A 12784-nucleotide genomic window follows, 5' to 3' on the forward strand; every position below is an offset into this window, starting at 1 on the left:
ATGGTGAACATTCCTTGGCTCACGCCTGTGATAGCCCAGTTTAGTCAGCAATTAACGACGGGGTTGCAAGGTCACGCGTATTTAGTGGGGATGCATCAAGGATACGGGGGCGTCGAGTTAGCCCTAGCGTTAGCGCACACCGCGCTTTGTCAGCAACCGAGTTCACAGGGACCCTGCGGTCATTGCAAGCCCTGTCAACTGACACTCGCCGGAAATCATCCAGACCTTTACCAAATAGAAGCGGATGGCAACCAGATTAAGGTGGATCAGATAAGAGACTTATGTCATCGCCTGACATCAACTGCGCAGCAAGGCGGTAAACGTGTAGCCGTGATTAAACATTGCGAGCGCCTCAATGTTGCCGCTGCCAACGCACTACTAAAGACCCTCGAAGAACCTGGTCAGCAAACTTTGCTGTTATTACAAAGCGATACGCCGAGTCGCTTGATGGCGACCATAAGTAGTCGTTGTCAACGCTTGCATTTTAAGTTGCCTACAGCGCAAGAGGTTCAAGCATGGTTGTCTCAGCAATATGAACTGAGCGGTGATGTCATCTGGTGCTTGCCTGTCATGGGCGGACCAATTGAGTTGTTAGCGGCGTTGCAATCACAACGGTTTACCGAGTTACTGCAACTGCGCAAAGACTGGATACAAAGTTTGTCGTCCGGTCACCTGTGTGCTAATTTTACTAATATAGAACAAAAGCAAGTTTCTGATGCGCTTAAGGTTTTATATCTAGTCTTAAGGCAAAAGTTGGTTAAACAGAAAAATGCAGACGCGCTGGTAAACCTTAAAATAACCCGTTTAGCGGCTCAGGTGATGGCTACGTATCATGAACTTAACATGATGCCCAATGTGAATTTTATGGCAATTTTTCAATCGTTTATTTTAGAGTATCAATCACTAACACAAGAGCAATAATTATGGTCGACCTCGTGGTTAATTTTGATACTTTACACCAATTGTACCGAGCTTATATGCCGTTTATTCAGCCTGCAGGCTTGTTTGTCGCCACGACAGAGAGCCACTATTTAGGCCAAGAGTTGTCTATTGCTTACCAACTTCCAGGATCGACGACTAAGCTGGAGTTTCAAGGTATTGTGGTGTGGATTAACCCTTTAGGAGCCTCTGGTGGAAGGCCTGCTGGTATTGGGGTGAAAATCATCTCAGACGCCTCGACCCATAAGCATCATATTGAGAACCTACTCGCCCGAGAACTCTCCTCGAGTGATTTGACCTGCACCATGTAGCTCGGTATCCTTTGCGTCCTTTTTGTTGTTTATTTGGATTATAAGCGTGCTCATCGATTCTCATTGTCATCTCGATCGCCTCAAGGCTGCTCCCGATCAAGCCTCTTTGCAACATATTATCGCGCAGGCTAAAGCGCGTGGCGTTGAATACTTTTTGTGTGTCAATGTGCGCCAACAAGGTTTCACCCAGATGCAAGCCAAAATGGCCAATTTTGAGCAAATATTCTTGTCGGCAGGGGTGCACCCTTTAGATGTAAAAGAGGGGCTCGATACTGCTCAGTTGTATGATTATATTAACGACCCTAAGGTTGTGGCGATTGGTGAAACAGGGCTAGATTATTTTTACGCCGATGACACTAAAGCGCTGCAGTTATCATGCTTTGAACAACAAATTGCGCTGGCGGTTGAAGTGGATAAACCGCTGATTGTGCATACTCGCGATGCCAGAGAAGATACTATCGCCTTACTGAAAGCAGGCCATGCCGATAAGGTCGGTGGGGTATTACATTGTTTTACTGAAAATTGGGAGATGGCCAAGGCGGCCATCGATTTAGGCTTTTATATTTCTGTATCCGGCATAGTGACGTTTAAAAATGCCGGTGATTTACGGACGGTTATTCGCAAAGTCCCTAAAGATCGTTTATTAGTTGAGACCGATGCCCCTTATTTGGCGCCAGTGCCTCATCGTGGGCAAGAAAATCAACCCGCTTATGTTCGTGATGTGGCCGAATTTGTGGCTGAACTTCGAGGCGAATCTTTTGAGGAGTTAGCCGATTATACAACGACCAACTTCTTCAATTTATTTAAAGATGCCGCCAAATTAGCCAAGCGCTAGTCGTACTAACATTAACACTGAATCGTAATTGGGAGCCAAAGACCCTTAGACAACCTCTCAATACCTTGTTTCAATGTGCTGACTTATGGCTTATGGCTTATGGCTTATGGCTTATGGCTTATGGCTTATGGCTGTGATGGGTTGTGTTAGTGATTGTGTCATAACACTTTTGGTTTGGGAGTATGGGTGTTGAGCTGATGACAATCATCACAGGCTATTTCAAATAACAGATAAAAAAAGACCCAAAACTATTCCAATTGTTCTGGGTCTAGGGGAATGGCTCTTTGCAGAGCCGTGCGCTACTGTTTGAGATGGTCTCTAAATACTCTCAGGCTTTTAGTGTAGTCAAGGCTGAGCATGCTGCCGAGTTTGTCTATATTAAGCGTTAGTTTAATTGTAACTAAATGTTACGAGGTGGCCAGCGTCGCAAGTCGACATCCTCATGCTTAACCTTTTGGTGCCTGCTCAGTGCTCAATGATGGACAAATTTTATCTTTGACCAAGTCCCGCGGTAAGCTGTTTTTCAATTTATTGCCAAGATGTTTAACGAGACCTAAATTGGCCTGATGATAGCTGACGAGTTGCTCACCTTGTGGTGTGGTTTTGGTGGGTAACATAATGTCTCGCCCCATAAGATAACTGCTGGCTTGGCTTTCATCTAAGGGGATACTCTTATGGGCATTAGCTAATGCCACTATGGCTTCATGACGAACCTTAAAGCCTTTTTTGAGTGCATCTGCCAACTTTAAACCGATGCGCTGAAAGCGGATCTTGCCAATAAGTGGCATGATATTGCGCGGGAATAACCAATATTCATTGTCACGCTGCATCACAATGCCATGTTCAGACAGGTTAATGTCGAACGTCGATTGAAAGTAATCTTCAAGGGCCTTAAGGGATTTATTAGTGGCATGCGTAAACGGAAAGTTCTTTTGCGCTTTAGGCTGCTCAACTGCGCGTTCAATATCGGCAATTTTGTTGATCTTGGCGATAAAGAAGCCTTCGCTGTCATAAATCTGTGGCCAAACATGTAAAAAACCCTCTTCAGTACACGCCTTATGCGCATCAGGAAACAGGTTGGCGAGTGATTCAAATTGTACTGCGTCGGGGTAACGCTGCTGCAGATGTAAACACACCTGCTGATTTTCGGTGCGATTGAGTGTACAGGTCGAATAGACAAGTGACCCACCAGTTTTTAATGCCAAAAAAGCGGATTCGATTAGATCAACCTGAGTGTTAGCTATGGCTTCAATCTCGGCAAAATCCCAATGTTTTAAGGCCTCGGGATCTTTTCGGACCGTGCCTTCACCGCTGCATGGCGCGTCGAGTAAAATGGCATCGAATGTGTCATAGAGGTATTCGCCAAATACCCGCGCATCAAAATGGGTGAGGGCAGTATTTTTTACGCCCATGCGTAATACATTGGCGTGCAGTACTTTTACTCGGCTCGATGAGTATTCATTGGCAACCAGTAGGCCTTGATTTTGCATCATGGCGGCAAGCTGGGTCGTTTTAGATCCTGGGGCTGAGGCCATATCCAACAAGGTTAAGTCTTGAGGGGCATCAATGGGCGTTGGAAATAACGCATGGGGAGGCAACATAGAACTGGCTTCTTGAATATAAAATAGCCCCTGAATATGCTCGATGGTATTGCCCAATTGCACATCGTCATTCACAGTGATCCAAAAGCCGGTATCGCACCAAGGGATAGGTTCAAACTGCCAGCCTTTAGGCTGCATTAAGGCGACAAAGTGACTCGCCAATATTTTTAAGGTATTAACCCGAATCGATGGTCTTAATGGCTTATCGCTGTAGGCGATAAAATCTTCCATCGATAGATGTTCGGGCATATCTTTAGCTATGCTATTGATAAAATTTTGATTTAGTTGAACCATAAGAAAGAAAAAGCAGATATTGTTGTTAGGCAGTATATCACATCGCTAGTTAGGCCTTAGTTAAACCTAGGTCAAAAAGGAGTTTTTGTGCTTAATCGCATCTGGTTTGTTTTCTTTGCTACCTCGTTACTGGCGATCATCATCGGGTTATTTCAAGGGGATTGGCATCTGTTATCAGATGCGGTTGATGCGTTGTTTGCCAGTGCTAAATTAGCGGCGGAAATTGCATTAGGATTAATTGGGGTGTTATCTCTCTGGATGGGCTTGATGCGTGTGGGAGAAAAGGCGGGGGTTGTGGCTGCGCTCTCCTCATTATTCGAGCCATTATTACGGCGCTTTATGCCAGAGGTGCCTAAGGGGCATCCGGCTTTCGGCAGTGTGACAATGAACCTGACTGCTAATGTATTAGGGCTGGATAACGCTGCGACCCCACTGGGTCTCAAAGCGATGCAAGATCTGCAAACACTTAATCCTGATAAAGCGGTAGCGACCAATGCTCAGATCCTGTTTTTAGTGCTTAATACCTCCTCGGTCACCTTGGTGCCTGTAACGGTCTTTCTGTATCGGGCGCAGCAAGGGGCAGCGGCTCCTGCAGATATCTTTTTACCTATATTATTAGCGACCTGCGCTTCCACCTTAGTCGGGGTATTAGTGGTGGCTTGTTTTCAGCGTATTTCGTTACTTAATAGTGTAATTTTGGGTTACGGTGCATTGTTTTTCGCCATGATCTCAGCGTTGGTATTTTATCTTGGTAGCTTAAGTGTCACCGCGATTGGTGAGCTTTCGACAGGGCTAGGCAACGGCATCTTATTATTATTGATTTTCAGCTTTATTATCATTGCTGGTCTGCGTAAGGTCGCGGTGTATGATGAATTTGTCGCTGGCGCGAAAGAGGGGTTTGAACAATCTATCAAACTCATTCCTTACCTGCTGGCGATGTTGTTAGCGATTGCCTTGTTAAGGGCATCAGGGGCGCTGGATTATTTACTCAGTTTGATTGCCGCCCTAGTGCATCTATTTAATGGCGATACTCGATTTATCGATGCCTTACCTACGGCGATAATGAAGCCCTTTAGCGGTTCAGGCGCACGCGCCATGATGTTAGAAACCATGCAGCACCATGGCGTAGACTCTTTTGCAGGGCGGCTTGCAGCGATTCTGCAAGGCAGTACTGAGACGACTTTCTATGTATTAGCGGTATATTTTGGTGCTGTTGGTATCCGCAATGGACGCCATGCATTAGTGTGTGGCTTGACTGCCGATATTGCTGGGATCTGTGCGGCGATTTGGGTTTGTTATCATTTTTATGGCTGAGCATTAGCTAGATATTGATGTAAGCGTGTGTTCAATGAGCTAGCTTAGAGACGCTACCTAGTAATATTAGCGGACCTCAGTCTGTGGTGCTTGAGTGACGAGTTGATGTGTTGTTAAAAATGGTAGCTAACTGAAAGCATGGGGCCGATAAAGCTGTAGTAAAGGTTGTAATTAGCGACCTTGAGATCTGATTGGGTCACATTACTGTCGAAATCTACATCGACTTTATAGTAATTAAATGCCGCGGTCATGTGCCAATTGTCGGTGATCTTCGCTTCTAATCCGGCACGAATATCCACAAGGCTACCTTTGATATCATCGAGTTCGATATAAAAATATTGCGCGTGAGCATTGAGTTTAAACCCTGGAATAAACTCATAGTCGGCATATAAGCCTATATCAGGCAATGGAGCGGTCACTTCTTCATCTACATAGCGAGGATTGGCAGCACTGCATTGTTGTACGCTATCGCCCTTAAGACAGACGCCAATATCCCCATTGAACGCGGTTTTGATGAACATGGTATGAACACCAAGGGAGAGACCAAAGTTGTAGTTATTGCCTTGATAAAAGTTATAGCCATAACCGATTCGTGCAATATCAATGTTGAGTGTGGTTTCTAGGTTAGCACCGGCTTGCACATTATAAATTTGGTCGTCCAATGTCACTTGAAACGGAACGGTAAGCTTTTTGACTTCGGCATTACGATGTAACTGTTTCCAATCGGCGTAAATGCGGTGTTTGGCATTGAAATGATACTGTATTTCAAAAAAAGGCAGGAACTGAGACTCATCTAAATTAAGATCTTCTTCAAAATCAAGCTTAAAGTTATTGCCTAATAGAGGGTCAGTGACATCCATAGTTGAATTGGAATTAGAATAAAAGCCACCAATTCGGATTACGGTTTTCTTCTGCTCCATTTTTGATGGCACTGTGATCTGGGAGTCTCCTTCACTCGCTAAAGCAGAGGTACTGAGAACGGCCAACGCCAATAATGGTAAGAGTTTGTAAGCCAAAGAATGCCCCGTTAAATCATACTTATTATAAGTCACTGATTGTATTGTGTTAGCCTTTAATATGTGCTAACAAGTTTAGCAGGTTACCGTATTTGTTAAATGATTTGTATCAAAAAATGTGTAGAACAGCTGTTTTTTCTGCAATATGCGATAACGGTGGATGATCGCCATTGGCGCTCACCCACCTGCTGTAACAAAGGCGTTAGCCTCGTTGCTTCTTGCATTGGGGCCATATGATAGCGAGCAGAGCAACACTTAATATGATTGGTTTTAAGTTACAGATTTGTTTTTATTAATTAATAAAGTAATGGCCAGATGATCATCAGCCAAGTGATACCACACAATAATAGGCTGAAAAATACTGCTGCAGAGGCTATATCTTTTGCTTGACCACTTAAGGGGTGGATCTCATCGCCGATACGATCGACTACAGCTTCAATGGCTGAATTTAACAGCTCGACAATTAACACAATAAACAGTGTCATAATGAGTAAGATGCGTTCAACTGTCGATACATCGAGTACGATGGCAATCGGGAGCATAAATAACGCAAGCACGAGTTCCTGTCTAAAAGCCGCTTCACAGCGCCACGCAAGTTTTAGCCCTTGGATTGAAAAGCCCGTAGCTCTAAAAACCCGTTTTATGCCGTGATTATTTTCTGGTTTCATAATATTCCATTGTAAAAAACTGAGCTTGGCTCAGTACAGATTATATAAGGTGAGCGAATTACGACTATTTTATGCAACATCTATTGTTTTAGATAACGTTAATTGCAAATAAGATTCAGCTAAAATTCAAATTATGGTTAATTAAGATGTCATTAATTAAATGACTTAACCAAAATGATGTAACCCAAAGTAATTGTTTTAAAAAGTCATTGTGTTCAAATCACTACATTAAGAACCCATTTTAGTGGAGCTGATATTGACATTATCTAGCGCGTGTTAAACACGACAATAATGCTTATCTATGCTGGATACATTTAACTTACCTCCGTTAGTCTACACTTATTGTTATTTGTTCGAAGTATTGGACCATCACCCGCTCAAGGAGGAGCTTATGGTGTTTTCTTTATATCGTTTGATTTTATGCGGCGTATTATTTGGGCCTTACTTATTTGCAGCAAGTGTTTACGCTGAGCCAACCTCTCTTCAAGCTCAACCTAACATTGAACAGCAGTTACAGCATGCAGGAGCTATCACGGCGCAAGTTGCTATATCAGAGTACTTAGTGAGTGAAAAGTTCGATGGCGTTCGGGGTTTTTGGTCTGGAAGTGCCATGTATAGTCGTAGCGGTCGGCCGATCAATCTTCCCACGTGGTTTACTGACGGGTTTCCTGATGAGCCCTTAGACGGTGAGCTATGGATTGGACACGGTCGGTTCGATGAGATTTCAGCACTCGTTCGTCAAAGTGATCCCGATGAATCAGACTGGCGCAAGGTTAAGTTTATGGTCTTTGATGTGCCGCAGTTAGCGCTACCATTTGCTATGCGTTATGGTTATGCACAGGAGCAATTTGCTGATATTTCTCCATATTTAGTCGTTATAGTGCAGCTGCAATTTACTAACGCCTTGGCGTTAGATGATCACCTGAGTCAGGTGATAAAAGCGGGCGGTGAAGGCTTGATGCTTCATCGAAAATCAGCTTTATATCATCAAGGTCGTAATCACGATCTGGTTAAACTGAAACGCTATGAAGACGCAGAGGCTGAAGTGGTCGGTTACCATCAAGGCAAAGGTAAATATCTCGGGATGCTTGGGGCATTAGAAGTCGAAACACCCAGCGGCATACGATTTAAATTGGGTTCCGGCTTAAGCGACGCCGAACGGCAAAATCCTCCGCCATTAGGGACCGTAGTGACCTATAAATTTTATGGATTAACCAGTAATGGCGTGCCTCGATTTGCCAGCTTTATGCGTGTTAGGCCTAGCCAATAGGTTATTTAATTAACAAGGCCACATCCCCTCACTTTTGCTGGAATGTGGCATTTGATATAGACCGGTAAAATAAGGTATAGATTATTACATATGGTCCAAATGAGTCGTGCCAAATAGGTTACGTTTAGCGCTTACATGGCTAGGTTCACACCTTAAATTGATTCACCATCAGCTTTAGTTGCTCAGATAGCTGAGCGATTTCGATGGTTGACCCTTTAGTCTGATTGGCTGATACGGCATTTTCTTCTGCGATATGTTTAACATTTAACACGTTTTGATTGATCTCTTCTGCCACTGAGCTTTGCTGCTCTGATGCACTGGCGATCTGAATATTCATGTCGTTAATAACTCTAATCGCTTGAGTAATGACGGCTAAAGCGTTGCCGGTTTTGTTGGCTTGTTCTACGCTGAGTGCGGCTTGCTCTTTACCTTGCTGCATCACGAGTACGGTGCTTTGGGTGCCTGCTTGCAATTGCTCAATGATATTTTGAATTTCTTGCGTTGAAAGTTGTGTGCGCTGCGCCAGAGTTCGCACTTCATCGGCAACCACTGCAAACCCTCGACCTTGTTCTCCTGCTCGAGCGGCTTCAATTGCGGCATTAAGTGCCAGTAGGTTGGTTTGGTCGGCTATGCCGCGGATGACGTCTAATATTTTTACAATATTGTCGGTTTCAACTACAACACCCCCCAGTTTTTCAGATGACTCATTGACCCTATCGGCGAGGGTACTGATAGCTATGATGGTTTTCTCTACTTCATCACGACTGATATTTGCTTGGCTATCGGCCCGATTAGCGGCATCAGCGGCTTTTGCAGCATTTTGGGCGACATCATTAACAGTGGTCGTCATCTCATTCATGGCGGTGGCGACAGAGTCAGTTTCACGCTGTTGCTGTATCACCCCAAGACTCGATTGTTCGGTGACGACAGCCAGCTCTTCTGACGCGGTAGCCAATTCAACACTGGCTGATGAGATTGTGGTCACCATATTACGTAAGTTACTTGCGGTTTCCTGTATCGAGTCTATCAATATGCCTGTTTCATCTTTACTGTGACTCTGGATTTCAATAGTTAAATCTCCCTGTGCTAATTGGCGCGCAGCTGTGACCGCTTGGCTAATCGGGCGGGTTATCGAGACGGTAAGCACATACGCTGCCACACTGCCTAAGACTACGGCTGCCAATGACAATAGTAAGGTGAGGCGAATACTGTTACTGGTGCTATTTTTTACTTCGGCACCTAAGCGTTGCATGTCTGCTATGACTGATTGTTTAGTACTTTCGGCATGGTTAGCGACTAAAGGGCCAATACGATCTAAGGTATTGCTAATCAAATCGTTGCGGGTGTCAATTAACTGATGGATCTGCTTTAAACCTTCGATATAAGTGTGTTGGGCTTGAATGAATGATGTTAGCTGCGTTTGTTGCTCAGCTTGATTTAAATAGGGCTTAAGCTTTGTTGTATTTAAGCTTAAATTTTTCCCCATTGTATCTAGGGCTGCCTTATAGTCTGCTTCACTATTTGACTCCAGAAATTTAGAGGCCAATAAACGCCCGAATAAGAGTGTCTTTTGCGTTTGCGCGGCGTAAAAAACCACGTCGGCTTCATTATTAACATAGGCAGATTCAATGATTTGCTCAATCATTAGGCGCATGGTTTCGCCTGGTGGTAAAATATTTTTTGCTAAGACCTGATCTCGCTTTGACATTAAATTAACCACTTTGGTAAAGGTGTTTTGGTAGGTAAGGAGTTCTGCGTCGATCTTGGTAATATAATTGGCGCGCTGGGGGTGTTGGATTTCGGCTTTGGCCGTTGCCAGTAACTGGTTGAGTTTAACTAAGTACTCTTGGTATTCAGTCAGATCTTTGTTGTTGTGATCTATTATGTAATCTTTAACATTCATCCTCACCATTAACATGGTGGTTTGTAGATCGCTCACGGCGTTGGTATTTTGATTTAAGCCGCGGTAATGAGTGATCCCGTCGTTGGCTTTATTGAGCGAGACAATTCCTACTATGAGTACTAACGACAGTAACGTTAGTACAATAAAGAAACTCGCACCTATTTTTACTGCTAACCGCAAATTTTTAAACATCACTTATCCAGCTATTCAGCATATCAATAATTTTGATGCGTGTTATAAATGATTTTGTATTTAGTATCAACATGTTACATTGTGATATTAATCCACAAAAAAGTTATGGGAATACGTGTTTGTTGGATAAACGAACACAATAATGATGTGACAAACTCTATTTAGCGGTTTGATTGGCTTGATTTGATTGCTATTTAACCAGTGAGGTGTGTCAGATAATAAATATTATTGATATCAGATGGTTGTGATAAAAATATCTTGATAGGCTCAATGCGGGTCGTTATATCCGCATTGAGCACTTAGCGACTAGCTATGGCGAATACCTGAGCGCTTGAGTCGTTCAGCTTCTAGTTTTTGTTGTTTAAGCGCCTCTTTTTCGGCCAAAATGCGCGCGACTTCGGCCTTTTCTGCTTCAGCCATCGCGGGGGTTTCTAGTGATAATTGACCTATCTTACCTGAGCGAAATTCATGTAATAACAGTTCAGAGGCTTTGTGCAGATCGATACGTCCGCCGGGTCTGAGTGCGCCACGTTTACGACCAATGGCTTCAAGCAGGCCAATATCATCCTTAGGGAGCTCTTTTAGTTTATAGCGCTCAGCTATGGCCTCTGGGTAAGCCGTTAAAAAATACTCGGCGGCGAACATGGCGACATCTTCATATTCCATTGCAGTATCTTTAATCGCACCTGTGACGGCTAAGCGATAGCTGCTGGCTTCATTGTCCACTTTTGGCCATAAAATACCGGGTGTGTCAGACAGCACAATACCGTTTTTAAGGTTGATGCGTTGTTGTCTTTTAGTCACTGCGGGTTCATTACCGGTTTTAGCTATGACTCTACCAGCCAAAATATTGATAATAGTAGATTTCCCAACGTTAGGAATACCCATGATCATGGTGCGAATATCTTTTTCTGTGGTATCTCGACTGGGTACCAGCTTACGGCACAGATCAGGAACTTTGCGTACTTGTGCGGCTTGTAAGGTGGTGATCGCCATGGCTTTCACGCCTTGTTCCTGCTCTAAGTGTTCGATCCATAACTGTGTGGTAGCAGGATCGGCGAGATCGGATTTATTGAGTAATTTTATGCATGGCTTATCACCGCGCAGTGTTTTTACCATGGGGTTTTCACTGCTAAAGGGGATGCGAGCATCGAGCACCTCGATCACGAGATCGATTTGAGGCATGACCTCTTCAATCTCTTTACGCGCCTTGTGCATGTGACCGGGATACCACTGAATTGCCATGTTTATACTCTACTTACTAACAGATGTTGAGGGTAATTTTACCTTGATATGGTATAAAAATCACAAATAAAAAGCGTCAATAGACGCTTTTATAGGCTGAGGTGACTAGATAACGCCGAGTTCACGTAAACGTTCCATCAGATAACTGTCTGCAGTGTAACGGTCAGAGAGCACCACTTCTGGTTTAGGGTGTAAGAACAGGGGGAGCGAGATACGCGATCGATTACGATCCATTCCTTCTGGGTTAATCACTCGATGAGTTGTCGAGGGGAAGTAACCGCCCGAAGCTTCTTGTAGCATATCGCCAATATTGATGATGATGTTGCCAAAGTCACTGGGGACATCTAACCATTCACCTGTTTTGGTTTGTACTTGTAAACCGGGTTCACTCGCGGCGGGTAACACAGTCAATAAGTTAATATCTTCATGCGCTGCAGCTCGTATAGCGCCCATCTCTTCACCGCCTGACATTGGCGGATAATGCAAAATCCGCAGTAGTGTTTTATGGCTATCTTCTATCATCTTAGGAAGCGCAATAGAGTAGTTGATCGCCACTTCTGCTGGTGTGTGCGCTTCTACCCAACTGAGTAACTCGGCTGCTAGGCTATTGGCTTGTTGATAATAGGCGAGAATATTGTCTCTAAGCGAGTCAGGAATGCGTCCCCAAGGGTAAACATGGTAATACTCTTTGATGTCTTTAACGTTATGACCCTTAGCGGTTTCAGAGATGCTGGCCGGGAAGAAGCCGTCATGGGTTTCTGCTTTAAACAGGAAGTCCTGTTTTTCATCGCTGTTAAAGAAGGCTTGCCACTGACTATAGATGGTTTCAACCAGTGTTTTGTCGATAGTGTGGTTGGATAATACGCCAAAGCCGGTATCGCGCAGCGATTGGACAAAACGCTCAGCGCTATCGGGTGCTTGATAATCGATTGTTTCTAATTTCATATTTTGTTTTCTTGTTAGTAAACCCCGGCGAGAGTTTACCGTTGTCGCTGCTGTTGGGCAAATTAAGTGTGATGTTAATCACTTTCATATTGTTCTGTTACCTAAGGTGCTTCGTATTGATAGCTAACCTTAGGTTGAGCCGTTCACTGGTAGTATTAATGCAGTAGGATCATTGCCTATAGTGTAATATCAGACTTAATCAGTCGGTCTTTAATCTGTTATCGTGTGTTAGCAGTATCGGCATCTTGGCG

Annotated in this window: 11 protein-coding genes; 5 read left to right on the top strand and 6 right to left on the bottom strand. The window is 44.0% G+C overall.

The features are described 5' to 3' along the window. From holB to AC0VXX_RS07040, 3 genes are read left to right on the top strand one after another with little or no spacing between them, the layout of a single operon-like run. The gene (holB, locus tag AC0VXX_RS07030) at positions 1-921 is read left to right on the top strand and encodes a DNA polymerase III subunit delta' (protein ID WP_475516957.1); all 921 of its coding nucleotides are present in this window, start codon (positions 1-3) and stop codon (positions 919-921) included. A gap of 2 nt (positions 922-923) precedes the next feature. Next, on the top strand, positions 924-1250 hold the full coding sequence (locus AC0VXX_RS07035) for a PilZ domain-containing protein (protein WP_475516511.1): 327 nt from the start codon (positions 924-926) through the stop codon (positions 1248-1250). Between the two features lie 46 nt (positions 1251-1296). Next, positions 1297-2085, top strand: a complete 789-nt coding sequence (locus tag AC0VXX_RS07040) for a TatD family hydrolase (RefSeq protein ID WP_475516512.1) — start codon at positions 1297-1299, stop codon at positions 2083-2085. Between the two features lie 446 nt (positions 2086-2531). Here the strand turns inward: AC0VXX_RS07040 and rsmF are convergent, their stop codons facing one another. Further along, positions 2532-3980 carry a 16S rRNA (cytosine(1407)-C(5))-methyltransferase RsmF gene (gene rsmF / locus AC0VXX_RS07045; protein ID WP_475516513.1) on the bottom strand — a complete coding sequence of 483 codons (1449 nt, stop codon included), beginning with the start codon at positions 3978-3980 and terminating at the stop codon, positions 2532-2534. 87 nt (positions 3981-4067) lie between these two features. Here rsmF and AC0VXX_RS07050 point away from each other — a divergent pair, with 87 nt between their 5' ends. Then, positions 4068-5294: a nucleoside recognition domain-containing protein gene (locus tag AC0VXX_RS07050; protein WP_475516514.1), complete on the top strand. Its 1227-nt coding sequence runs from the start codon at positions 4068-4070 to the stop codon at positions 5292-5294. A 113-nt stretch (positions 5295-5407) separates the two neighbouring features. Here the strand turns inward: AC0VXX_RS07050 and AC0VXX_RS07055 are convergent, their stop codons facing one another. Then, on the bottom strand, positions 5408-6310 hold the full coding sequence (locus tag AC0VXX_RS07055; protein WP_475516515.1) for a DUF481 domain-containing protein: 903 nt from the start codon (positions 6308-6310) through the stop codon (positions 5408-5410). 296 nt (positions 6311-6606) lie between these two features. Then, entirely contained in the window at positions 6607-6978 is a 372-nt protein-coding gene (locus AC0VXX_RS07060; RefSeq protein ID WP_475516516.1) for a diacylglycerol kinase, read from the bottom strand. A gap of 391 nt (positions 6979-7369) precedes the next feature. On the opposite strand from AC0VXX_RS07060, the gene AC0VXX_RS07065 reads away from it, so the two are divergent. After that, the gene (locus tag AC0VXX_RS07065) at positions 7370-8248 is read left to right on the top strand and encodes a DNA ligase (RefSeq protein WP_475516517.1); all 879 of its coding nucleotides are present in this window, start codon (positions 7370-7372) and stop codon (positions 8246-8248) included. A gap of 145 nt (positions 8249-8393) precedes the next feature. Here AC0VXX_RS07065 and AC0VXX_RS07070 read toward each other — a convergent pair whose 3' ends face one another. The 3 genes from AC0VXX_RS07070 to AC0VXX_RS07080 form a co-directional block, all read right to left on the bottom strand. Then, positions 8394-10343, bottom strand: coding sequence for a HAMP domain-containing methyl-accepting chemotaxis protein (locus AC0VXX_RS07070; protein WP_475516518.1), 1950 nt, complete (start codon positions 10341-10343; stop codon positions 8394-8396). Between the two features lie 306 nt (positions 10344-10649). Then, on the bottom strand, positions 10650-11588 hold the full coding sequence (gene ylqF, locus AC0VXX_RS07075) for a ribosome biogenesis GTPase YlqF (protein WP_475516519.1): 939 nt from the start codon (positions 11586-11588) through the stop codon (positions 10650-10652). Positions 11589-11693: 105 nt separating this feature from the next. Beyond that, positions 11694-12533, bottom strand: a complete 840-nt coding sequence (locus AC0VXX_RS07080) for an isopenicillin N synthase family dioxygenase (RefSeq protein ID WP_475516520.1) — start codon at positions 12531-12533, stop codon at positions 11694-11696. Positions 12534-12784 lie beyond the last annotated feature (251 nt).

The sequence above is a fragment of the Shewanella sp. QJM3NY_23 genome (assembly GCF_056173105.1).